Source organism: Micromonospora echinaurantiaca, assembly GCF_900090235.1.
GTDB lineage: Bacteria > Actinomycetota > Actinomycetes > Mycobacteriales > Micromonosporaceae > Micromonospora > Micromonospora echinaurantiaca.
In genome coordinates this window covers 1,924,961-1,946,194 of the sequence record NZ_LT607750.1, presented here as the reverse complement: position 1 = coordinate 1,946,194, position 21,234 = coordinate 1,924,961, and the positions used below count along the sequence as shown (strand labels likewise).

Genomic DNA, 21,234 nt, shown 5'->3' with positions numbered 1-21,234 from the left:
ACCCGCTAAGGCAGCAGCTTGCGCACCGCGGCCAGCTCGCCCAGCGGGTCCGGGCCGACCGGCGCGAGCTGGAGCATGGTGACACCGGCCGCCGCGTATGCGGCCACCCGCTCGCGGACGTGACCGGGCGAGCCGATCAGACAGACCGCCTCCAGCAGCTCGGCCGGCACGGCGGCGGCCGCCTCCGCCTTGCGCCCGGCCAGGTACAGCTCCTGGATCCGGTCCGCCTCGGCCGGGTAGCCGTACCGGGCCACCAGGTCGTGGTAGAAGTTGCGGCCGCGGGCGCCCATCCCGCCGACGTAGAGGGCGATCCAGCGGCGGGCGTGCTCGCGCGCCGCGGCCAGGTCCGACCCGATGGCGAACGGGCCGCCGCCGACCACCTCCAGCGGGCCCAGCTCGCCCGAGCGCTTCGCCGCGCCGGCGGCCAACGCCTCCCCCCACACCTGCGCCGCCTTCTCGGGCAGGAACAGCGCCGGCAGCCAGCCGTCGGCGACCTCCGCGGTCATCCGGACGTTGGCCGGGCCGAGCGACGCCACGTAGATCGGGATCCGCTCCCGCACCGGGCGGGTCAGCATCTTCAGCGGCCGGCCCAGCCCGGTGCCCCGCTCCGGCGGGAGCGGCAGCCGGTAGTGGCCCTCGGAACGCAGCGTCTCCCGGCGCCACGCCCGCCGGCACAGCTCGACCACCTCCCGGGTACGCCCCACCGGGTGGTCGTAGGCGACCCCGTGCCAGCCCTCCACCACCTGCGGTCCGGAGGCGCCGATGCCGAGCAGCGCCCGGCCGCCGGAGAGCGCGTCCAGCCCGGCGGCGGTCTGCGCGAGCAGGGCCGGGGTGCGGGTGTAGATCGGCAGGATCGCCGACCCGAGGCCGACCCGCCGGGTCCGGGCCGCCAGGAAACCCAGCACGGTGACCGCGTCGAAGCCGTACGCCTCGGGCACCCAGAGCACGTCGACGCCGGCCTGCTCCCAGGCGACCGCCCGCTCGGCGGTGGCCCGGACGTCGCCGGCGTAGGGCAGGATGACACTCAGCCGCACTGGACCCCCTCGTGGTGGTGGCTGCGGCACGCGCCGGGCTTCCGCGTCGCCGGTTCCCGCCACCTTCACCGCCGGGCGGCAGCGTCGTCAACCGCGACCGACCGGTCAGCCCTCGACGCAGCGGTCCGACAGGGCGTAGCGCACCAGCACCACGTCGCCGATCTGGCGTACCTCGGCGACCCGGGCCCGCCGGCCGGGGTGCCACGGGAACCGGCCGTCGCCGACGAACCGGGGCGCCCGGCAGTCGCCGACGAAGAACGGCGCGACCACCAGGTGCAGCTCGTCGGCGAGCCCGGCGGCGAGGAACTGCCGGTGCACGTTCGCGCCGCCCTCCACCATCAGCCGGCGTACGCCCCGGCCGCCCAGGTCGGCCAGCACCCACGCCGGGTCGACCGGCTCGCCCGCGTCCACCACCTCGGCCAGCGCGCCGAGCCGGTCCCGGGTCTTCTCCACCGCAGCCGTGGCACAGTAGACGATCCGGTCGGTCTCGCCGACGGTGAAGAACCGGCCGGCCGGGTCGAGGTCACCGGACGCGGTCAGGGTGACCCGGGTCGGCGAGGCGGGCAGGCCACGGTCGGCTCGGGCGGCCCGGCGTTGCGCCGAGCGCACCAGCAGCCGCGGGTCGTCGCGCCGGACCGTCCCGGCGCCGACCAGGATGGCGTCGCAGCCGGCCCGGACCCCGTCGATCCGGTCCAGGTCCGCCGCGTTGGACAGCAGCAGCCGCTGCTCGCTGGCGTCGTCGAGGTAGCCGTCGATCGACGTCGCGCAGCTGAGCACGACGTACGGGCGCTCAGTCACGGACCAGCGGAAGGTCGAGGGCGTGCGCGCCGCGGCTGGCCTTGGTCGCCAGGTAGCCGGCGTTGGCCGGGGAGAGGTACACCCCGGTGCCGACCCGCCCGGTGACCGTCACGCCGTGCCGGCGCAGCTGCGCGGCCTTGTCCGGGTTGTTGCTCAGCAGCGCGATCCGGGGCACGCCCAGGGCGGCCAGCATCTGCGCGGCCACCGTGTAGTCCCGCTCGTCCGGCCGGTGGCCGAGCGCCTCGTTCGCCTCGTAGGTGTCCAGCCCGGCATCCTGCAGGGCGTACGCGTCGAGCTTCGCGTACAGGCCGATGCCCCGGCCCTCCTGGCGCAGGTAGAGCAGGAAGCCACCCCGGTCGCTGATCCGCTCGGCCGCCTCCCGCAGCTGCGGGCCGCAGTCGCAGCGCTGGCTGCCGAAGACGTCGCCGGTCAGGCACTCGCTGTGCGGGCGGACCAGCGGCGGGGCGCCGCCGGCGGCACTCCGGTCGCGGGCCCCCGGCCAGTCCCCCAACCCGAACGCCAGGTGCTCCCGGCCGTCGGCCAGACCGTCGAAGGTGAACACCCGGGCGTCCGTGGCGTACCCGTCGGGGAACCGCAGCGGGACGGTGACCTGGGTCCGGACGGTGGCGGGTGGCAGTGGTTCGGACATGGAACTCCTCATCAGACGGTGCCGGCGGGTACGCGGACACGGCGGGCCACCAGCACGGCGGCGCCGGGCAGGCTCGCGACCAGCACGAGGGCCCCGTACACCGTCGCGGTGGCAACCCCCTCGGCGGCGGTCAGGCCGGCAGCGCCGAACGCCCACGCGGCCACGCCCTCGCGTGGCCCGAATCCGGCGACGTTGGCGGGCACCCCCATCGCCAGCAGGGCGAGCAGGGTCAGCGGCGCCAGCAGGGTCAGCGGCGCGGTGGAACCGGCGGTACGGGCCGCGAGCAGGAACGTCGCCAGGTGACCGGCCACCGCGACGGCGGAGGCGGTCAGCACGCCCAGCCAGGTCCGCCGGGCGAGCAGCCCGGCGCGGACGTCGGCCGCCGCGGTGCGTAGCGCCCGCGCCCACCGCGACGGCCCGGAGCGGGGCAGCGCGCGGGCCAGCAGCGCCACCACCAGCCCGGCCAGCACCGCCGACGCGGTGACCGCCGGCAGGTACGGCCGCACCGGGGACGGGAAGGCCAGCAGCACCACCAGCGCGACCCCGACGAGCACGGCCTGGCCGGCGACGCGTTCCCAGACCACCGCGCGGATGCCGCGGCCGACGTCGCCGACGTCCCGCCCGTGCCGCACCGCCCGGTGCACGTCGCCGAGCACCCCGCCGGGCAGCGTCGCGTTCAGGAACACCGCGCGGTAGACGTGCGCCACGGCGGTGCGCAGCGGCAGCCGCACCCCGAGCCCGCCGGCGACCAGGCTCCACCGCCAGGCGCAGCAGAGCGTCGTGAGCACGCCGATGCCGAGCGCCGCCGCGAGCGCGGGGGCGTCGATCAGCCGCAGCCCGGCCAGGAACGGGCCGACCCCGAACCAACCGAGCAGGACGGCGAGCACGCCCATTCCGGCGAGGGTACGCGCCCACGCCCAACCCGGCCGTCGCGCCGGCCGGGTCGACGCCCCGCCGTCCGCCTCTGCCCCCACCCGAGCCCTCCCCGCATGATCTCCCTGTTGGTAGGCACGTGCCGGCGGGCCGGGCGGTTCAATCACCGGCGGCCAGCAGGTCGCTGTGCCGGACCACGACGCCGAGCCGGCCGGCCGCCGCGTCGGCCAACCGGCGCCGCCGGTACGCCTCGGCCGGGCCGGCCAGCTCCGGCCGCTGCTCGCAGGCCGCGTCCAGCCAGCCGGTGAACCACTCGGCCGCCAGCTCGGCCTGGTCCGCGCCGAGCCGCCAGGGGCTGGGCCGCACGTCGACACCGACCCCGCGGCGGGCGAACGCGGCGACGGTCGCCTCCACCGCGTCCGGGCCGAGCAGCGCGCGGCCGGCCACCGTGCGGCGCTGGTGGTCGTTGAACGCCGCCGCGACCTCGCCGTCCAGCGGGTCGGCCGGGGTCAGCTCCACCCGCCCGGTCACCGAGATCATGAACAGCACCGGGCAGCCCACGCCGGCGCACGCCCCGACCAGCCGGTCGACCTCGTCGGCGGTGAGCATGTCGAGCAGCGCGGAGGCGACCACCAGCGAGGTGCCGGCGAGGTCGGCGGCGGTGAGCCGGGTCAGGTCGCCGTGCCGGGTGGCGACCGTGACCGGCGCGCCGTCGGCGGCGACCACGCCGGCCATCCCGGCGTCGGCCCGGCGCAGCAGGTCCGGGTCGCCGTCGTGCAGCACCCAGTGCTGCGGGCCGGGCAGGCGCGGAGCCAGCCACCGGCCCAACGAACCGGTGCCCGCACCGAGGTCGTGGACCACCAGCGGGCCGCCGCCGGCCAGCCGGCCGCGGACCCGGTCCACCAGGTCCGCGGCGCGGGCCGCGGCGTCGGCGGGCTCGCGCAGGGCGAGCCAGCGCGCGAAGTCCGGTGGCAGGGAAACCGTCATGCCGGCATCGCCTCCTTCAGCACCTTGCCGGTGAGCGTCGCGGTGAGCGTCCAGTCGTCCAGGGTGTCCCGCCGGGCGCGGGCCGCCGCGCGCAGCCGGTCGCGCAGCGGCGGGTCGTCGAGCCACCGGCGCAGGCTGCCGGCCAGCGCCGCCGGGTCGTCGGGGGGCACCAGCAGCCCCGGCGGGGTGCCGTCCGGCGCCCGACCGAGCGCCTCCGGCAGCCCGCCGGCCGCCGTGCCCAGCACCGGAATCCCGCGGGCCAGCGCCTCGGTGACCACCATGCCGTACGTCTCGCCGCGCGAGGCGAGCACCAGCAGGTCGGCGCCGGCGTAGCTGGCGGCGAGCCGCTCCCCGGCCAGCGGGCCGACCAGCCGCACCCGGTCGGCGAGCCGGCGCGCGGCGAGCCGGCGCCGCAGCCCGGCGACGAAGTCCGGGTCCCGGTGCAGCGGCCCGGCGCAGACACAGGTCCAGGGGATGTCGGTGACCCCGGCCAGGGCGTCCACCAGCACGTCGTGTCCCTTGTGCGGGGTGACCGCGGCGACGCAGAGCAGCTCGGCGCCGGCCGCGGTGCCGGGCGCCAGCGGCGCCGGGTCCACCCCCGGCGGGGCGACGTGCACCCGATCGGCCGGCAACGGGTACGCGGCCAGCAGCCGGCTGCGGGTCCACTCGCTGGTGGTGACCACCGCTGTCGCCGCCGCCAGCGCGGCGGCCTCCGCGTCCCCGCCGAGCGGCAGGTGCACCAGCACCACCAGGCGCAGCCGGCGGGCCTGCGGCGTCAGCACCTCCGGCACCGCCGAGGCGATCAGGCCGTCGACGAGCACCAGCGCCCCGTCGGGCAGCGCGGCCAACCGGTCGGCCAGTCCGGTCCGCTCCGGCGGCGTCGGGTCTGGCCACCCGCCGGGCACTGCGTGCTCCCGCACCGACCAACCCGCGGCGGCGAGCCCCTGGCAGAGCCGCCGGTCGTAGTGGTTACCGCCGCTCGGCCGGGCCGGGTCGTCGATGTCGTTCGGCAGCACGACGTGCACCACATCCATCAGCGCCCCCTTCCGTTCGCGACTGCGGGGCTCGCAAGCTCACTCCTCGCGCTCACAGCGACCGTTCGTAGCTGGCCCAGGCGATGTGCGACTCGTGCAGGGTGACGGTGATGCCGGCCAGGCCGCGCGCGCCGGGGCCCAGGTCCCCGGCGCGCACCCGGTCGGCGAGCCGGTCGGCGACGGTCCGGGCCAGCACCTCGGTGGTGGTGTTCACGCCGGCGAACGCCGGCTCGTCGTCGAGGTTGCGGTAGGTCAGCTCGGCGAGGACGGCCTTGAGCTGCTCGGTGGCCAGGCCGATGTCGACCACGATGCCGTCGGCGTCCAGGTCCGCCCGGCGGAAGGTGGCGTCGACCACGAAGGTCGCCCCGTGCAGCCGCTGGGCGGGGCCGAAGACCTCCCCCCGGAAACTGTGGGCGATCATCATGTGGTCCCGGACGGTCACGCTGAACACTGATCACTTCCCGTCGTAGCTGATGAGGTGGCACAGGGCGGGCAGGCTGCCCGTGGTCAGTCGGGGCAGCACGTCGGGCAGCTCCGCGAACGGCGACCCGCCGGTGATCAGCGCGTCGAACGCGGGGTCGGCGAGCAGTTCCAGGGCGAGCGCGAGCCGGTCGGCGTAGCCGCGGCTGGCCCGCCGAGCCGGCGCGACCGCGCCCACCTGGCTGCCGCGGATGGTCAGCCGACCGGAGTGGAAGTTCCCGCCCAGCGCCACCTGCACCGGGCGGTCGCCGTACCAGCTGAGCTCGACCACGGTGCCCTCCGGGGCGAGCAGGTCCAGCGCGCGTTGCAGGCCGGCGCCGGTGGCGCTGGCGTGCACCACGAGGTCCCGGCCGCCGGTCGCCTGCTCGGGGGTGGCGAACTCCACGCCCAGCGCCGCCGCCACCCCGGCGCGGGCCGGGTCGACGTCGACCAACTCCACCCGGATGCCGGGGAACCGGGCGAGCAGGGCGGCCACGCTGCAGCCGACCATTCCCCCACCGACCACGCTGACCCGGTCGCCGACCAGCGGCGGGGCGTCCCACAGCGCGTTGACAGCGGTCTCCACGGTGCCGGCCAGCACCGCCCGGGCGGGCGGCACCGCGTCCGGCACCGGCACCACCGCGCTGGCCGGTACGACGTACGCGGTCTGGTGCGGGTGGAGGCAGAACACGGTCCGCCCGCGCAGGTCGTCGGGGCCCTGCTCGACCTCGCCGACGTTGAGGTAGCCGTATTTCACCGGGGCCGGGAAGTCGCCCTCCTGGAACGGGGCGCGCATGGCGGCGTACTGGCTGGCCGGCACCCGGCCGGCGAAGACGAGCGTCTCGGTGCCGCGGCTGACCCCGGAGAAGCGGGTGCGGACCAGGACCTCGTCGGAGCCGGGCGCGGGCAGCCGGACCGGGCGGATCTCGCCCTGGCCCGGCGCGCGGAGCCAGAAGGCGTGGGCCTCGCGGGTCACCGGCATCTCCTCACCCGACCGAACCGAACGGCCGGATTTTCCGTGTACCCCGGCAGGGGGTTGTCGATCATAGACACGGAGGCACGGTGCCCACGGTTCGAACTGGTCCGGTGATCGGGCTGATCTTCCAGATTGTCCTGCTCGCCGGCCTCGCCGGAACTGTCGGACTCGGCGGGGCGGGTTGGCTCGCCGGGCTCGCGTACGCGGCGGTCGGTCACGCCGTGCTGAATCGTGGCCTGCACCGCTGCGCGGCGGCCGGGCTGGGCCCGGCGGACCGGGTGACGCTGACCCGGGCGGTGCTGGTGGGCGGCGTGACCGCGCTGGTGGCCGACTCCGCTCACCGGCCCGCGCCGGTCGGGGTGCTGATCGTGCTGACCGCTGTCGCGCTGCTGCTGGACGCGGTGGACGGTCGGGTCGCCCGGCGCACCGGCACGGCGAGCGCGTTCGGCGCCCGCTTCGACATGGAGGTCGACGCGTTCCTGATCCTGGTGCTCAGCCTGTACGTGGCGCCGTCGGTGGGCGGTTGGGTGCTCGCGATCGGCGCGATGCGGTACGCCTTCGTCGCGGCGGCCCGGGCGCTGCCCTGGCTGCGCGGGCAACTGCCGGCCCGCTACTGGCGCAAGGTGGTCGCCGCCGTGCAGGGAGTGCTGCTGCTGGTCGCCGCGTCCGCGGCGCTGCCCCGGACGCTGACCGTGCTGGTGCTGGTGGTGGCGCTGGCGCTGCTGGTGGAGTCCTTCGGCCACGACGTCGGCTGGCTGTGGCGGCACCGGGCCGGCCCGGCCCGGCCACGGGTCGGCCGCGCCGCGCCCGCGCCGGCGCTGCCCGCCCGCCGGGTGACGCTGCCGGTCCGCCGGCAGCCGAGCGGAACCGGTGAGCCGGCCGGCGCCCGGGACCTGCCGGTCGCCCCACCCGTGCTGTCGCTGCGCTGACCCGGGAGCCGTGATGTCGATCCAGACCCCACCCCGTCCACAGTCGACCGCATCCGACGGTCGGGTCGCCGCACCGCGACACTCCCTCCCGGACGCCGGGTCCGAGCACCGCACAGCGGAGGCGGACCCGACGCGTACCCCCGCCGGACCTGACCGCCGGCGGGCCCGGGCCGTGGCGGCCCGGGTGACCACCGTGCTCGCCGGCGCGCTGGTGCTGGTCGCGCTCACCGTGCCGAGCCGACCCGGGCAGCTCACCCCCGCCGCCTTCCTGCGCATTCCGCTGGAGGGTCTGCTGGTGGCCGCCCTGCTGCTCGCCCTGCCGGGCCGGGCACGCCGGCTGGTGGCCGCCGCGACCGGGACGCTGCTCGCCCTGCTGACCGTGCTGAAACTCGCCGACCTGGGTTTCCGCTCGGCACTCGGCCGGCCGTTCGACCTGGTCCTCGACTGGGCGCTGCTCGACGACGCGGTCGGTTTCCTCACCGACTCGTTCGGCCGAGCCGGTGGCACCGGCGCCGTCGTCGGCGTGCTGGTGCTGGTCGTGGTGCTGGTGCTGGCCCTCGCCGCGGCGGTGCTGCGGCTGGCCGGGCTGGCCGGCCGGCACGGGGTCGGGGCGCGGCGGGTGGTCGCCGCGCTGGTGGTGCTCTGGGTGGCCGCCGCGGCCGCCGGCATCCGGGTCGCGCCCGGTGTGCCGGTCGCCGACACCGCCGCCACCGCGCTGGTGCGCGACCACGCCCGGCAGGCGCAGGCGCGGCTGCGTGACCGGGAGGCGTTCACCGCACAGGTGGGCGCCGACCCGTTCCGGCACACCCCGGGTGCGGAGTTGCTGACCGCGCTGCGCGGCAAGGACGTGATCGTCGCCTTTGTGGAGAGCTACGGCCGGGACGCGGTCGAGGACCCGGAGTTCGCGCGGGTCGGCGAGGTGCTGGACGCCGGCACCGAGCGGCTGCGGGCGGCCGGGTTCGGCGCCCGCAGCGGCTTCCTCACCTCGCCCACCACCGGGGGTGGCAGCTGGCTGGCCCACGACACCCTGCTGTCCGGGCTGTGGATCGACAACGAGCAGCGCCATCGCAGCCTGCTGGCCAGCGACCGGCTCACCCTCGGCGGCGCCTTTCGGCGGGCCGGTTGGGACACCGTCGGGGTGATGCCCGCCGCCACCCAGCCCTGGCCGGAGGGCTCCTTCTTCGGCTACGACCGGTACTACGACGCCGCCGGCCTGGACTACCAGGGGCCGAAGTTCAGCTACGCCCCGATGCCCGACCAGTACACCCTGGCCACCTTCCAGCGCCGGGAGCGCGACGTCGCCGACCGCCCGCCGCTGATGGCCGAGATCCCGCTGATCTCCAGCCACTCGCCCTGGACCCGGATCCCCAAGGTGATCGACTGGACCGCCGTCGGCGACGGCAGCGTCTACCACGACGCGGCGGTCAGCAACCCGAAGTCACAGCCCCGCGTCGGCTACCGCAAGGCCGTCGAGTACTCGCTGCGCACGTTGATCTCCTATCTGGAGACGTACGGGGACCGGGACCTGGTGCTGGTCTTCCTCGGCGACCACCAGCCGGCCCCGGTGGTCACCGGCGACGACGCCAGCCGGGACGTGCCGGTCAGCATCGTCGCCGCCGACCCGGCGGTGCTCGACCGGATCGCCGGCTGGGGCTGGCAGGACGGGCTGCGGCCGGGGCCCGAGGCGCCGGTCTGGCCGATGGACGCCTTCCGCGACCGGTTCCTGACCGCGTTCAGCGCCGACCCGCCGGCCGGCCGGGCCCACGGCCGCTGACCCGAGGACCGGTGGCCGCGGCCGGTGGCCGGAGAACCGGCGGACGGCGGCCGGTGGGCGGTGTTCGGCGGAAGGCGGGCGGCGGTGAGACGCGCGCGCATGTGGACGCGCGTCCCGCGCATGGCCCCCGGCCGGCGGACGGCGTTGGATGGAGGGCATGACGATCAACGAACACCCCGTGCTGGTGCTCGGCGGCAACGGCAAGACCGGCCGCCGCGTCGCCGACCGCCTCACCGCGCTCGGCCGGCCCGTCCGGCGCGGATCCCGGACCGGCACGCCCCCCTTCGACTGGACCGACCGGGCGACCTGGCCGGCAGCGCTGGACGGCGTCGGCACGGTGTACCTGTCGTACCAGCCGGACCTGGCGGTGCCCGGCGCCGTGGCGGCGGTGGAGTCGTTCACCCGGCTGGCGGTCGCCCGCGGGGTGGACCGGGTGGTGCTGCTCTCCGGCCGGGGCGAGCCCGAGGCCGAGCAGGCCGAGCAGGCGGTCCGGCAGGTGGTGGACGCCGCCGGTGGCCGGTGGACGGTGGTGCGGGCGAGCTGGTTCCAGCAGAACTTCAGCGAGGGCCCGTTCGTCCACGACGTACGGCGGGGCGAGGTGGCGCTGCCGGTCGACGGGGTAACGGAGCCGTTCGTCGACGCGGACGACGTCGCGGAGGTCGCCGTCGCGGCGCTGACCGGGGACGGGCACGCCAGCGAGGTGTACGAGGTGACCGGCCCCCGGTTGCTGACGTTCGCCGAGGTGGTCGCCGAGATCGCCGCCGCGACCGGCCGGCCGGTCCGGTTCACCCCGGTCCCCGCGCCGGATTACGCCGCGGCGCTGGGCCGGGCCGGCGCGCCGGCCGAGGTGGTCGCGCTGCTGACGTACCTGTTCACCGAGGTCCTCGACGGGCGCAACGCCAGCCTGGCCGACGGCGTGCGGCGGGCCCTGGGCCGACCGCCCCGGGACGTCACCGGGTACGCGCGGGCCACCGCCGCGACCGGCGTGTGGGCGGCCTGAGATGACCGTGCTGCGTACGCTCAGCCTGCTCGCCGCCGCGGTGTCCACCGGCCTGGTGGCCGGGCTGTTCGCGGCGTTCGCCTACGCGGTGATGCCCGGCCTGGTCCGCACGGACGACCGGACCCTGGTCCTCGCGATGCAGCGGATCAACGAGTCCATCATCAACGGTTGGTTCCTGGTCTGCTTCCTCGGCGCCCTGGTCTGCACGGCGCTGACGGCGGTGCTGCACCTCGGCTCGGCGCACCGGGCCGTCCTGCCGTGGCTCGTCGCCGCGCTGCTGCTCTACCTGGTGGTGCTGGTGGTCACCGGGACGGTCAACGTGCCGTTGAACAACCAGTTGGCCGCCGCCGGCGACCCGGACCGGGTGGCCGACCTGGCCGCGGTGCGGGACCGGTTCACCACCGCCTGGGTGCGCTGGAACGTCCTCCGCGCGGTCGCCTCGACCGCCGCGTTCGCCCTGCTCGGTTGGGCTCTGGTGGTGCACGGCCGGCTGACCGGCTGAGCGGCGCCGCAATCCGGTCCCGGGCGCCGGCCGGCGTGCCGGAGCCGGTCCCGGGGACACCGCGCCGCGGACCGCGACCGCGCGCAGACCGGCGCCACGCGCGGACCGGCGCCACGCGCGGACCGGCGCCACGCGCGGACGGAGCCGCGCGGTCAGCGCGGCGTGATGAGATCGGTGTAGTCGGCCGCGCTGAGCGGCTGCCGGGACAGCGACCCGTCCGCCCGCGGTACGCCGAGCGGCTGCCCGCGCCGCAGGAACGACACGGTCTCCACGTCGGCGCGGGCGGTCAGGGTGCAGACCAGCTGCCCGAAGGCGAGCATCTCGTCGCTGCGGCCGGCCTCGTCGTCGACCGCGTCGACCTCGACCTCGGCGCGGGTGTCGGCGACCCGGACGGTGGCCCCGCCGACCGCGCCGGGCAGCGAGCTGGTCAGCCCCCGGTCGCGTTCGGCGGCGCTCGGGCCGGCGAGCAGGTGGGCCAGCTGGGCGTCGGCCGTCGGGGCGGCGTCCAACCGCCGCTCGACGGGGACCAGTCGGTCGTCGCGGACGAAGCAGAGCACCTCGGCGACCCGGCCCGCCGGGGAGGTCGCCTCGCCGCTCGCCGCCGACGGGAACGGGCCGCGCGGCGCGGGCACGGTGCGGGGAGCGTCCTCGACCGGCACCCCGCAGCCGGCGAGCAGCACTACCAACGCGGCGAGAGCCGCCGCCCGGCGGCCCGGACGCATCCCGGCTGCGGTGCGCCGGGCCGTGGCGGCCTTGCGTCCGGTTCCGGCGGCCGAGCCCGGGACGGTTCCGGCGCGGTCAGGGCTCATCGGAGGGCCTCCGGCAGTTCGACGCGGAACCGGGCCCCGCCGCCGGGGCGGTCCCCGACCTCGGCCCGGCCACCATGGGTGGCGGCGTGCTGGGCGACGAGGGCCAGCCCGAGGCCGCTGCCGTCGCCGCCGGCCCGGGCGTGCGCGGCCCGGGCCCGGACGAACCGGTCGAAGACCGCCTCCCGCTCGGCGACCGGCACGCCGGGACCCTCGTCGTCGACCTCGACGACGCCCGTCCCGCCCCGCCGGGCCAGCCGCACCGCGACCGGCCCGCCGCCGTACCGTACGGCGTTGTCGAGCAGGTTGACCAGGATCTGCTCCACCCGGCGCCGGTCCACCGACCAGGTCGTCGCGGTGCCCGGCGCGACCTGCACCAGCGAGTCGGGCAGGGACCGGGACCGGCAGGCCTCCCGGGCCAGGGCCGCCACGTCGACCGGCGCCCGGTCGGCGGGCCGGTCGCTGCGGGCCAGTTCGATCAGGTCGTTGACCAGCTGCTGGAAGCGGGCGACCTCGTCGGCCACCAGGCCGGCGGCCAGCGCGGTCCGCTCGTCGAGGTGTTCCCGGCGGTTGGCCAGCACGCTCGCCGCGGCCGACAGCGTCTGCAACGGTGAGCGCAGCTCGTGGCTGACGTCGGCGGCGAACCGGCGGTCCCGTTCGATCCGCCGGGCGAGCTGGTCGACCATGTGGTTGAACGAGGTGGAGAGCCGGGTCAGGTCCGGGTCGGTGGTCGGTGCCAGCCGGGCGGTGAAGCTGCCCGCCGCGATCTTCTCCGCCGCGTCGGCGACCGCGGTCAGCGGCCGCAGGCTGTGCCGGGTGGCGTACCAGCCGACGGCGGCGCCCGATCCGGCGACCACGATGGCGACCGCGGTCAGCGCCAGGGCGAGGACCTGGAGGGTCTCCTCCAGCTCCCGCAGCGAGGTCACCTCGTAGTAGCCGACCGCCTCGGCCAGCGGCACGCCGACCAGCAGGGCCGGCTGGCCGTCGATCCGGACCCGCTGCACCGCCGGTTCCCCGTCGCGCACCAGGCGTTGCAGCTCGGCGGGGACGGCGGCGGTCAGCCCGTCGTCGGCGGTGCGCAGGTACCACTGGTCGTCGCGGTACAGCAGCGGGCGGCGGTTGCCGCCGGTGTCCAGCGACCGCAGCACCTCCGCCACGTCGGGCGCCTCGGCGTCCAGGCCGGTGCGCACCACGGCCGCGTCGAAGTACGCCGCCCGCAGCGCGGTGCGCTCCCGCTCATCGAGCAGGGACCGCCGGGTCAGCTCGTACGACACCAGGGCCATCGAGGCGGCCAGCAGCAGCGCGCCGACGGCGAAGCCGGCGGTGACCCGGGCCCGCAGGCCGAGCCGCCTCATCGTTGCAACTTGTAGCCGAGCCCACGCAGGGTGACCAGGTGGCGCGGGTTGGCCGGGTCGCTCTCGATCTTCTGCCGGAGCCGGCCGACATGCACGTCGACGAGCCGTTCGTCGCCGGTGTCGTAGCCCCACACCCGGCTCAGCAGCTGCTGCCGGGACAGCACCCGTCCGGCGTGCTCGGCCAGCTCGCAGAGCAGCCGGAACTCGGTGCGGGTGACCGGCACGGGCTGCCCGTCGCGGCGTACCTCGCCGGCCTCCGGGCTGATCTCCAGTTCGCCGAAGGTGAGCACGGACACCGCCGGGGCGGCGGCCCGGGCGCGCCGGCGCAGGGCGCGCAGCCGGGCGGACAGCTCCTTGATCGCGACCGGCTTGACCACGTAGTCGTCGGCGCCCGCCTCCAGCGCCGCGACGATGTCGTGGGTGTCGTCGCGGGCGCTGATCACCACGATCGGCACGTCGTCGTCGCGGCGCAGCTGCCGGATGCACTCGAAGCCGTCCAGCCCCGGCAGCATCAGGTCGACGAGCACGTTGTCGGCCGGGTCCTGACGCTGCGCCCGCAGTCCCTCCTCCGCGGTGGCCGCCCCACGTGCCGTGTACCCCTCGTCCTCCAGGGCGAGTAGCAGGGCCAGACGGATCCGGTCGTCGTCCTCGATCACCAGTACGCCCGTCATACCCGCATCATCCCCGGCGCCCTGCCGGGCGCCCAGCCCTGGCCGACGCCGGACGGATTTGTCACATAACTGTCATGCAACCGCGCGTCCAGTGCCAAGGCCGGCCGGCAGGGTGGGTCCCGGAGTCGACGGGCGGGGAGGGCGACCGGTGTCGGAACAGCAGGCAGGGTGGTCGGTGCCGCTGATCGAGGTGGCGTTCAGCACGGAACTGGACCGGGCCGCCCTGTCGGTGACGGGCCTGGTCTTCGATCGGGTGCTGGCGCTGCGCCCGGGGCATGTGGTGGTGGACCTCGCCGATTGCCGGCACGTCGACGCCGCCGGCATCGGGCTGCTGCTGGACGTGCACCGCCGGCTCGCCCGCCGACAGGCGGTGCTGAGCCTGCGTGACCCGAGCCCGCGGATCCGGAAGATCCTGCAGACCGCCCGGCTGGACCAGGTGCTGTCGGTGACCGAGACCGCGCAGCCGGTCCGCCCCGCGGACGCGCCACCCTCCACCGACGCGCCACCCCCACCGGTCGGTCCGGCTCCCCCGCCGGCCGGCACGGCTCCCCCACCGGCCGGCACCACCCCCCTGCCGGCCGGTGGGGCGGGCCGCTCCAGCGGCCCGAACGGTCGCCCGTACGGCAGGGCGGCGGTCGCCTCGCCGTCGTGATCGCCCGCGCAGCGGCCGCGGGCCGAGTACCGAGGAGGACAGCATGACCGCGACCGGTCTCGGCACGGCGGTGGCCATCGGCCTCGCCGTCGGGGCGGTGGGCCGGTTCGCCGTACCGGGCCTGCGGGCCGTACCGGTCTGGCTGGCGCTGGTGGTCGGGGTGGTCACCGCGGTGCTGGGCACGGTGGTGGTCGGCCTGGCCGACGCCGGCGGCCGCTTCGGCCCGCTCGACCTCGTCGTGCAGGTCGGGTCGGCCGTGGCCGGCGTCGCCCTGGTCGCGCTCACCACCGGCCGCGAGGGATCCGACCCGACCTGATCCGGGTTCCCCGGCCCGGCCATTCCGCCGCCGGGCCGGACCGGCCGCTCCGGCGGCCCGCCCGACGGACGCCGGCGGGGCGGCGACCGGGACGCGAGGGCCGCCGGGCCCGGGCAGAACGCGAGGAAGAGGACATGACCGTCGTACCCGACGAGAACCTGATGACGCTGATCTGCGACGCCTGCGGCGACACCGTCCGGGCGACCGCCTGCGTGCTGCCGGACGCCGAGGTGGTCTGGACCCTGGTGTCCGAGCACGGCTGGAGCGGCTCGCCCTTCGCCACCGGGCCGCACCGCTGCCCGCGCTGCGCCCCGCTGCCGCCCGACCCGACCGACCCCACCGACGGTGGCCACCCGGGCGAGGTGCTCGGCATCGACTACCTCGAGGACGTGCCGGTGGTGAGCGTCGCGGGCGACATCGACCTGGACGGGGGCGACGCGCTCCGGGCGGCGCTGCACAGCGCGGTCGAGGTGCGCGGGCACGTGGTGGTCGACCTGGCCCGGGTCCACCTGATCGACTCCACCGGGCTCGGACTGCTGGTCCGCGCCCACCGGGACGCCCGCGAGCGCGGGGCGGTGCTGTGCCTCGCCGCGCCGTCCCGCTACATCCGCACGGTGCTGCACACGATGCGCGTGGACGGGCTCTTCCCGGTCTTCGACACCGTCGAGGAGGCCGTCGCGGAGGTGTCCCGGCCGACTCGGCCCACCGGGCCCGGGCAGGCCGGTGCGGGTTCGGCCCGGCGCGCGGCGGCCGCCCCCGTCCGGGCCGGCTGAACCCCGCCGCGGCCGGGTCAGCCGCGGGGCTGGTCGACCGGGCAGGCGTACGCCGAGCGCCCGCCCAGCTCCCACACCCGCACCGGCGCCCCGCAGCGGCGGCACGCCTGCCGCTTGTAGACCCACCGCTCGTCCGGGGCCGCCGGGTCGCTGACCACCTGCCCGGCGTCGCGGCCCAGGGCCAGGTACCGGACCGCAAGGTCCCACAGCCGCCGAGCTGTTTCCGGCCCGACGTCCCTGGTGTCCGGATCCAGGCCGGCGAGGAAGAGCAGTTCGGCCCGCCAGGCGTTGCCGATGCCCGCCCAGACCGCCTGGTCGAGCACCGCGGCGCCGACCGCGCCCCGCGCGGCGGCCAGCCGGCGGACCGCCTCCGCCGGGTCGACGTCGGCGCGCAGCGGGTCCGGCCCCAGCGAGGCCCGCAGCGCGCTTTCACCGCCAGGCGGGAGCGGCTCGCACCGGATCGGGGCGATCAGGTCGTACGCGACGGCGGCGCCGGCCAGCCGCAGCCGCACCCCGGCGCGCGGGGCGGCGGTCGGGTCGTCGTGGCGCAGGAACAGCCCGCGCATGCCGAGGTGCACGTGCAGGGTCGGGCTGCCGTCCAGGTGGTAGAGCAGATGCTTGCCGTACGCCTCCACGGCGTGCAGCCGGCGCCCGTCGTACGGGCCGGGATCGAACCGGCCCTGCGGGCTGGAGACCGTCAGCACCTGCCCGGCGAGCGCGGCGTGCTGCTCGCGGGCGTACCGGTGGATCAGGTGCCCTTCGGGCACGTCAGCGGCCTCGGCGGGACAGTGCGGGCATGGCGGCGGATACCCGGCGGGCCCGACGGGAAACGTCGCCGCCGGTGGGAAGACGGGCGGTCGGTCCGCAGTTGTACTGGTTTGTGACCGACGTCGTCCCGCAGTCCCGGCTGCTCGACATCCGGCGGATCTTCGTGGAGCCGGAGGCCGCCGCGCTCCCGCGCGGCCAGCAGGTGCTGGCCCGCTTCCCCGACGCCGAGCGGATCGAGATCGACAGCCACACCCGCATCCCGGAGCTGTACGGCGACGAGACGAACGTGGCCCGCTGGGTGCGGATCAAGAGCGAGACCCTGGTGCTCGGGGTGAAGAAGTCGCTCACCGCCCGGCCCAACGGGCGTTCCAGCGACTTCATCGCCCCGTCCACCGCCAACGGCTGCGCCATGGCCTGCGCCTACTGTTACGTGCCCCGGCGCAAGGGCTACAGCAATCCGATCACCGTCTTCGCCAACATCGAGCGGATCACCGGCTACCTGTCCCGGCACGTCGCCCGGCAGGGCGTGAAGGACGCCCCGAACCAGTGCGACCCGCACGCGTGGGTCTACGACATCGGCGAGAACTCCGACTGCTCGCTGGACGCCCGGGTCAGCGACAACGTCCGCGACCTGGTCACCTGCTTCCGCGACCTGCCCACCGCGAAGGCCAGCTTCGCCACCAAGCACGTCAACCGGGACCTGCTCGACTGGGACCCGCGCGGGCGGACCCGGATCCGGTTCTCGCTGATGCCCGCCCGGGACGCCAAGCTGCTCGACATCCGCACCTCACCGGTCGCCGAGCGGATCGCCGCCATCGACGACTTCGTCGCCGCCGGGTACGAGGTGCACGTCAACTTCAGCCCGGTGGTGGTCCGCGACGGCTGGCTCGACGACTGGGCGGAGCTGCTCGACCAGCTCGACGCCGGGATCGGGCCCCGGGCCCGGGCGCAGCTCGCCGCCGAGGTCGTCTTCCTCACCCACAACGACCGGCTGCACGAGGTCAACCTCGGCTGGCACCCGAAGGCCGAGGAGCTGCTCTGGCGCCCGGACCTGCAGCAGCCGAAGCGCTCGCAGACCGGCGGCTGGAACGTGCGCTACCGCACCGGCCAGAAGGGTCGCTACGTCGCCGCGCTGACCGAGCTGATCGCCGCCCGGACGCCGTACTGCCGCATCCGGTACGCCTTCTAGTGCGGCCGCCGGCCGGGCCACCCGGGCCCGGCCGGCGCGCGACTCACGCGTAGAGGCGGCTGACCGTCTCGGCGACGCAGACCGGCTTGCCACCCGCGTCGCTCTCCACGGTGACCGCGGCGACCAGTTGCACCCCGCCGTCCACCGGGGACACCTCGGCGATGGTGGCGCTGGCCCGGATCGCGCTGCCGACCCGGACCGGGGCCGGGAACCGCACCCGGTTCAGCCCGTAGTTGACCCCCATCCGCACGCCCTGCACCCGGTAGAGGCCGCCGGCCAGCGCCGGCAGCAGGGACAGCGTCAGGTAGCCGTGCGCGACGGTGCCGCCGAACGGGCCGGCGGCGGCCCGCTGCGGGTCGACGTGGATCCACTGGTGGTCGTCGGTGGCGTCGGCGAAGAGGTCGACCCGGCTCTGGTCGATCCGCTGCCAGTCGCCGGGGCCGATGGTCTCGCCGACCGCCGCGGCCAGCTCGTCGAGGGAGGCGAAGGTCCTCATGCCAGGTGCCCGCCCAACTTGGTGTAGCCACGCAGCAGGTCCCGCGCGATGATCAGCCGCTGCATCTCGTCGGTGCCCTCGAAGATCCGGTAGAGCCGGACCTGCCGGTACCAGCGCTCGATCGGCAGCTCCCGGGTGTAGCCCATCCCGCCGTGGATCTGGAGCACCCGGTCGACCACCCGGTTGACCATGCCGGCGCCGTAGAGCTTCGCCATCGACGAGGCGTGCCGCGGGTCCATCCCCTGGTCCACCGTCCACGCGGCCCGCAGGATGAGCCAGCGGGCCGCCTCCAGTTCGGTCTCCGAGTCGGCGATCATCCATTGGATCGCCTGGTTCTCGCCGATCGGCCGGCCGAACGTCTGCCGGCTGTTGGCCTGGTCGATCGCCATCCGCAGGGCCCGCTCGGCGATGCCCACCGCGTGCGAGGGGATGGTGTAGCGGCCCTTGCCGATCCACTCCATGCCGAGGGCGAAGCCCTGGCCCGGTTCGCCGAGGATGTTGCGCCCGGGCACCCGGACGTCTTCGAACACCAGCGAGGCCGGCCCGCCCTCGCCCATGGTCTGGATGAACTCCGACCGCCAGCCCATCGACCGGTCCACCAGGAACGCGGTGGCGCCGCCGTTGCGCGCCCCCTTCTCCCGGTCTGTCACCGCGATCACGATGGCGAAGTCGGCCTCGTTGCCGCCGGTGATGAAGGTCTTCTCGCCGTTGAGGATCCAGTCGTCGCCGTCGCGGCGGGCGCTGAGCTTGATGTTGGCCGCGTCCGACCCGGCGCCCGGCTCGGTGATCGCGAAGCAGCTGCGCCGCTCGCCCTCGATGGTCGGGATCAGGTACTCCCGCTTCTGCTCCTCGTTGCAGTGGAACAGGATGTTGTCGGCCTCGCCGCCGAACCGGAACGGCACGAACGAGCGGCCGATCTCGGTCCAGATCAGCGACTGGGTGACGGCGGAGAGGTCCATGCCGCCGTACTCCTCCGGGGTGGCCAGGCCCCAGAAGCCGAACGCGCGCGCCTTGAGCTGCAACTCGCGAAGTTCAGCCGGTTCCAGCCCGGGCCGGTGCGCCCGTTCCCGCCGCAGCAGCTCCTGTTCCAGCGGCATGACCTCCTTGGTGATGAAGTCGCGGGCGGTGTCGCGGATGGCCCGCTCGGTGTCGGAAAGCGCGAAGTCCATGTCCCCTCCGGGTGCTGAGCTGGTACGCGCGCCTCAGCGCGCGCCGCCGTTGACGTACAGGGTCTGGCCGCTGACGTACGAGGCGTCGTCGCTGGCCAGGAAGGCGATCACCGAGGCGATCTCGGCCGGCTGGGCGACCCGGCGCAGCGGGGTGTGCTCGGCGACCATCCGCTGGTGCTCCTCCGGGCTGGCGCCCACCCGCTGGGCGGTGGCGGCGGTCATCGCGGTGGCCACGTAGCCCGGGGCGACCGCGTTCACGGTGATGTTGAAGGGCCCCAGCTCGATGGCGAGGGTGGCGGTCAAGCCCTGCACGCCGGCCTTGGCCGCCGCGTAGTTGACCTGGCCCCGGTTGCCGAGCGCGGAGCGGCTGCTGAGGTTGACGATCCGTCCGTAGCGGGCCGCGACCATGTGCTGCTGGGCCGCCTGGCAGCAGAGGAACATGCTGGTCAGGTTGGTGGTCAGCACCGCCTCCCAGCGTTGCAGCGGCATCTTGAACAGCAGGTCGTCGCGGGTGATGCCGGCGTTGTTCACCAGCACGTGCAGCCCGCCGTAGGTGCGCACCACCCGGTCGGTCAGCGCGGCAACCGCCTCCGGGTCGGTCACGTCGGCGCCGATCCCGACGGCCCGGCCGCCGGCCGCGGTGATCTCGTCGGCGACGGCCTGGCTGCGCTCCGCGTCGAGGTCGACCACGGCGACGGCGGCGCCCTCGGCGGCCAGTCGCCGCGCGGTCGCGGCGCCGATGCCCTGCGCGGCGCCGGTGACGACGGCGACCCGGTCGGCGAATCTGGTCACGGTTGCTCCCTGGGGTCAGAAGGCGTTCACGCCGGTGAGCGCGCGCCCGATGAGCAGCTGCTGGATCTGGCTGGTGCCCTCGTAGAGGGTGGCGACGCGGGCGTCGCGCAGGTACTTGCCGACCGGGTACTCGTCGATGTAGCCGTACCCGCCGAAGACCTGGACGGCGTTGTTCGCCGCGCGGACGGCGGCCTCGCTGGCGAAGAGCTTGGCCATCGACGCCTCGGTGGCGAACGGCTGGCCCCGGTCGATCAGGTCGGCGACCTGCCACACCAGCAGCCGGGCGGCGTTGGTGTCCACCGCGATGGCGGCGAGCAGTTGCTGCACCAGTTGGTGGCCGGCGATCGGCTTGCCGAACTGGGTGCGCTGCCCGGCGTAGCCGACCGCGGCGTCCAGGCAGCCCTGGGCGATGCCGACGCAGCCGGCGGCGACCGACATCCGGCCCTTGGCCAGGGTGGCCAGCGCCAGCCGGAAGCCGCCGCCCTCCTCGCCCAGGCGCGCCGAGTCCGGCACCCGCACGCCGTCGAGGCGCAGCTCGCCGGTGGCCTGCCCGCGCAGGCCGAGCTTGCCGTGGATCTCGCACCGGGTGAGCCCGGGCGCGTCGGTGGGCACCAGGAACGCGGTGATGCCCCGGTGGCCGGGCCCGCCGGTGCGGGCGAAGACCAGGGCCACGTCGGCGGTGGTTCCGTTGGTGATGAACGTCTTCGTGCCGGTGAGCAGCCAGTCGCCGCCGTCGCGGACCGCCCGGGTGGTCAGCGCGGCGGCGTCCGAACCGCTGTCCGGTTCGGTGAGCGCGAAGCAGCCGAGGGCGGTGCCGGCGCAGAGCCGGGGCAGCCACTGCGCCCGCTGCGCCGGGGTGCCGTGCGCGGCTATCGACTTGGCCACCAGCCCGAGCGACACCGACACGATGCCGCGCACGGCCGAGTCGCCCCGGCCCAGTTCCTCCAGCACCAGGCAGTACGCGAGGTGGTCGCCGCCGGAGCCGCCGTCGGCCTCGGGGATGGTCAGCCCGAGGAAGCCGAGCTGGCCGAGCTTGCCGACGATCTCCGGATCTACCGACTCGCGCCGGTCCCAGGCCGCAGCGTGCGGGGTCACCTCGCGGTCGACGAACTCCGCGGCGAGCCGGCGGACCGACGCCTGCTCGGCGGAGAGCTGAAGGTCCATGGCCGATAAACTAGCGCTGCAAGTTTAATTCCGTCCAGACCCGGCTGTGGCAGAGTTTGCGGCGGACC

22 protein-coding genes and 1 pseudogene are annotated in these 21,234 nt (G+C 75.8%); 7 read left to right on the top strand and 16 right to left on the bottom strand.

The genetic code is table 11. From position 1 onward, the window contains the following. Positions 1-5 precede the first annotated feature (5 nt). The 8 genes from GA0070609_RS08880 to GA0070609_RS08845 form a co-directional block, all read right to left on the bottom strand. Positions 6-1,034, bottom strand: coding sequence for an LLM class F420-dependent oxidoreductase (locus GA0070609_RS08880; protein ID WP_088993370.1), 1,029 nt, complete (start codon positions 1,032-1,034; stop codon positions 6-8). Positions 1,035-1,139: 105 nt separating this feature from the next. Beyond that, complete coding sequence (locus tag GA0070609_RS08875; protein ID WP_088993369.1) at positions 1,140-1,832, bottom strand: RibD family protein; 693 nt, start codon at positions 1,830-1,832, stop codon at positions 1,140-1,142. Further along, positions 1,825-2,481: a GTP cyclohydrolase II gene (locus tag GA0070609_RS08870; protein ID WP_088993368.1), complete on the bottom strand. Its 657-nt coding sequence runs from the start codon at positions 2,479-2,481 to the stop codon at positions 1,825-1,827. The genes GA0070609_RS08875 and GA0070609_RS08870 overlap by 8 nt, the downstream gene beginning before the upstream one ends. An 11-nt stretch (positions 2,482-2,492) precedes the next feature. After that, the gene (locus GA0070609_RS08865) at positions 2,493-3,374 is read right to left on the bottom strand and encodes a lysylphosphatidylglycerol synthase transmembrane domain-containing protein (RefSeq protein WP_088993367.1); all 882 of its coding nucleotides are present in this window, start codon (positions 3,372-3,374) and stop codon (positions 2,493-2,495) included. Positions 3,375-3,513: 139 nt separating this feature from the next. Continuing rightward, on the bottom strand, positions 3,514-4,341 hold the full coding sequence (locus GA0070609_RS08860; RefSeq protein ID WP_088993366.1) for a class I SAM-dependent methyltransferase: 828 nt from the start codon (positions 4,339-4,341) through the stop codon (positions 3,514-3,516). Next, a complete protein-coding gene (locus GA0070609_RS08855; RefSeq protein ID WP_408630640.1) occupies positions 4,338-5,375 on the bottom strand; it encodes a glycosyltransferase family 4 protein in 1,038 nt (345 codons plus the stop codon). Before GA0070609_RS08855 ends, GA0070609_RS08860 begins: the two co-directional genes overlap by 4 nt. A 52-nt stretch (positions 5,376-5,427) precedes the next feature. Continuing rightward, positions 5,428-5,826 (bottom strand): 6-pyruvoyl trahydropterin synthase family protein, encoded by a 399-nt coding sequence (locus tag GA0070609_RS08850; protein WP_088993364.1) that lies wholly within the window; start codon positions 5,824-5,826, stop codon positions 5,428-5,430. A gap of 3 nt (positions 5,827-5,829) precedes the next feature. Further along, the gene (locus GA0070609_RS08845; RefSeq protein WP_088997591.1) at positions 5,830-6,810 is read right to left on the bottom strand and encodes a zinc-dependent alcohol dehydrogenase; all 981 of its coding nucleotides are present in this window, start codon (positions 6,808-6,810) and stop codon (positions 5,830-5,832) included. A gap of 86 nt (positions 6,811-6,896) precedes the next feature. Here GA0070609_RS08845 and GA0070609_RS35170 point away from each other — a divergent pair. The 3 genes and pseudogenes from GA0070609_RS35170 to GA0070609_RS08825 form a co-directional block, all read left to right on the top strand. Then, positions 6,897-9,520 (top strand): annotated as a pseudogene (locus GA0070609_RS35170) (CDP-alcohol phosphatidyltransferase family protein); the annotation flags it as partial. A 150-nt stretch (positions 9,521-9,670) separates the two neighbouring features. Then, complete coding sequence (locus GA0070609_RS08830) at positions 9,671-10,513, top strand: NmrA family NAD(P)-binding protein (protein ID WP_088997590.1); 843 nt, start codon at positions 9,671-9,673, stop codon at positions 10,511-10,513. A gap of 1 nt (position 10,514) precedes the next feature. Further along, positions 10,515-11,015: an anthrone oxygenase family protein gene (locus GA0070609_RS08825; protein WP_088993362.1), complete on the top strand. Its 501-nt coding sequence runs from the start codon at positions 10,515-10,517 to the stop codon at positions 11,013-11,015. 152 nt (positions 11,016-11,167) lie between these two features. On the opposite strand, the gene GA0070609_RS08820 is transcribed toward GA0070609_RS08825, so the two are convergent. The 3 genes from GA0070609_RS08820 to GA0070609_RS08810 all read right to left on the bottom strand — a co-directional run bounded on the left by GA0070609_RS08820 (position 11,168) and on the right by GA0070609_RS08810 (position 13,847). Further along, positions 11,168-11,737 carry a GerMN domain-containing protein gene (locus GA0070609_RS08820; RefSeq protein WP_088997589.1) on the bottom strand — a complete coding sequence of 190 codons (570 nt, stop codon included), beginning with the start codon at positions 11,735-11,737 and terminating at the stop codon, positions 11,168-11,170. Positions 11,738-11,820: 83 nt separating this feature from the next. Continuing rightward, on the bottom strand, positions 11,821-13,176 hold the full coding sequence (locus GA0070609_RS08815) for a sensor histidine kinase (RefSeq protein ID WP_088993361.1): 1,356 nt from the start codon (positions 13,174-13,176) through the stop codon (positions 11,821-11,823). Next, positions 13,173-13,847 carry a response regulator transcription factor gene (locus GA0070609_RS08810; protein WP_088993360.1) on the bottom strand — a complete coding sequence of 225 codons (675 nt, stop codon included), beginning with the start codon at positions 13,845-13,847 and terminating at the stop codon, positions 13,173-13,175. The genes GA0070609_RS08815 and GA0070609_RS08810 overlap by 4 nt, the downstream gene beginning before the upstream one ends. A gap of 148 nt (positions 13,848-13,995) precedes the next feature. Here GA0070609_RS08810 and GA0070609_RS33820 point away from each other — a divergent pair, with 148 nt between their 5' ends. From GA0070609_RS33820 to GA0070609_RS08795, 3 genes are all read left to right on the top strand, one after another. Then, on the top strand, positions 13,996-14,499 hold the full coding sequence (locus tag GA0070609_RS33820) for an STAS domain-containing protein (protein WP_231928591.1): 504 nt from the start codon (positions 13,996-13,998) through the stop codon (positions 14,497-14,499). A 43-nt stretch (positions 14,500-14,542) separates the two neighbouring features. Next, a complete protein-coding gene (locus GA0070609_RS08800) occupies positions 14,543-14,815 on the top strand; it encodes a GlsB/YeaQ/YmgE family stress response membrane protein (RefSeq protein WP_088993359.1) in 273 nt (90 codons plus the stop codon). Between the two features lie 134 nt (positions 14,816-14,949). Then, the gene (locus tag GA0070609_RS08795; protein ID WP_088993358.1) at positions 14,950-15,588 is read left to right on the top strand and encodes an STAS domain-containing protein; all 639 of its coding nucleotides are present in this window, start codon (positions 14,950-14,952) and stop codon (positions 15,586-15,588) included. 17 nt (positions 15,589-15,605) lie between these two features. Here GA0070609_RS08795 and GA0070609_RS08790 read toward each other — a convergent pair whose 3' ends face one another. Beyond that, positions 15,606-16,355, bottom strand: coding sequence for a DNA-formamidopyrimidine glycosylase family protein (locus GA0070609_RS08790; protein ID WP_088993357.1), 750 nt, complete (start codon positions 16,353-16,355; stop codon positions 15,606-15,608). Between the two features lie 113 nt (positions 16,356-16,468). Here GA0070609_RS08790 and GA0070609_RS08785 point away from each other — a divergent pair, with 113 nt between their 5' ends. After that, on the top strand, positions 16,469-17,545 hold the full coding sequence (locus GA0070609_RS08785) for a spore photoproduct lyase family protein (RefSeq protein ID WP_231928590.1): 1,077 nt from the start codon (positions 16,469-16,471) through the stop codon (positions 17,543-17,545). A 43-nt stretch (positions 17,546-17,588) separates the two neighbouring features. Here the strand turns inward: GA0070609_RS08785 and GA0070609_RS08780 are convergent, their stop codons facing one another. Genes GA0070609_RS08780 through GA0070609_RS08765 form a run of 4 tightly spaced genes read right to left on the bottom strand, consistent with a single transcriptional unit; the run spans position 17,589 to position 21,166 of the window. Then, on the bottom strand, positions 17,589-18,041 hold the full coding sequence (locus tag GA0070609_RS08780; protein ID WP_088993355.1) for a MaoC family dehydratase: 453 nt from the start codon (positions 18,039-18,041) through the stop codon (positions 17,589-17,591). After that, entirely contained in the window at positions 18,038-19,210 is a 1,173-nt protein-coding gene (locus GA0070609_RS08775; RefSeq protein WP_088993354.1) for an acyl-CoA dehydrogenase family protein, read from the bottom strand. Before GA0070609_RS08775 ends, GA0070609_RS08780 begins: the two co-directional genes overlap by 4 nt. A 33-nt stretch (positions 19,211-19,243) precedes the next feature. Further along, complete coding sequence (gene fabG, locus GA0070609_RS08770; RefSeq protein WP_088993353.1) at positions 19,244-20,002, bottom strand: 3-oxoacyl-ACP reductase FabG; 759 nt, start codon at positions 20,000-20,002, stop codon at positions 19,244-19,246. A 15-nt stretch (positions 20,003-20,017) separates the two neighbouring features. Further along, the gene (locus tag GA0070609_RS08765) at positions 20,018-21,166 is read right to left on the bottom strand and encodes an acyl-CoA dehydrogenase family protein (protein WP_088993352.1); all 1,149 of its coding nucleotides are present in this window, start codon (positions 21,164-21,166) and stop codon (positions 20,018-20,020) included. Positions 21,167-21,234: the final 68 nt, after the last annotated feature.

Excerpts from the sequence above, each read along its gene's own strand:
- GA0070609_RS08800 (WP_088993359.1), top strand. The coding sequence starts at position 14,543 with ATGACCGCGACCGGTCTCGGCACGGCGGTGGCCATCGGCCTCGCCGTC.
- GA0070609_RS08860 (WP_088993366.1), bottom strand. The coding sequence starts at position 4,341 with ATGACGGTTTCCCTGCCACCGGACTTCGCGCGCTGGCTCGCCCTGCGC.
- GA0070609_RS08780 (WP_088993355.1), bottom strand. The coding sequence starts at position 18,041 with ATGAGGACCTTCGCCTCCCTCGACGAGCTGGCCGCGGCGGTCGGCGAG.
- GA0070609_RS08820 (WP_088997589.1), bottom strand. The coding sequence starts at position 11,737 with ATGCGTCCGGGCCGCCGGGCGGCGGCTCTCGCCGCGTTGGTAGTGCTG.
- GA0070609_RS08855 (WP_408630640.1), bottom strand. The coding sequence starts at position 5,375 with ATGGATGTGGTGCACGTCGTGCTGCCGAACGACATCGACGACCCGGCC.
- GA0070609_RS08825 (WP_088993362.1), top strand. The coding sequence starts at position 10,515 with ATGACCGTGCTGCGTACGCTCAGCCTGCTCGCCGCCGCGGTGTCCACC.
- GA0070609_RS08830 (WP_088997590.1), top strand. The coding sequence starts at position 9,671 with ATGACGATCAACGAACACCCCGTGCTGGTGCTCGGCGGCAACGGCAAG.
- GA0070609_RS08870 (WP_088993368.1), bottom strand. The coding sequence starts at position 2,481 with ATGTCCGAACCACTGCCACCCGCCACCGTCCGGACCCAGGTCACCGTC.
- GA0070609_RS08775 (WP_088993354.1), bottom strand. The coding sequence starts at position 19,210 with ATGGACTTCGCGCTTTCCGACACCGAGCGGGCCATCCGCGACACCGCC.
- GA0070609_RS08795 (WP_088993358.1), top strand. The coding sequence starts at position 14,950 with ATGACCGTCGTACCCGACGAGAACCTGATGACGCTGATCTGCGACGCC.
- GA0070609_RS08865 (WP_088993367.1), bottom strand. The coding sequence starts at position 3,374 with ATGGGCGTGCTCGCCGTCCTGCTCGGTTGGTTCGGGGTCGGCCCGTTC.
- GA0070609_RS08815 (WP_088993361.1), bottom strand. The coding sequence starts at position 13,176 with ATGAGGCGGCTCGGCCTGCGGGCCCGGGTCACCGCCGGCTTCGCCGTC.
- GA0070609_RS08765 (WP_088993352.1), bottom strand. The coding sequence starts at position 21,166 with ATGGACCTTCAGCTCTCCGCCGAGCAGGCGTCGGTCCGCCGGCTCGCC.
- GA0070609_RS08810 (WP_088993360.1), bottom strand. The coding sequence starts at position 13,847 with ATGACGGGCGTACTGGTGATCGAGGACGACGACCGGATCCGTCTGGCC.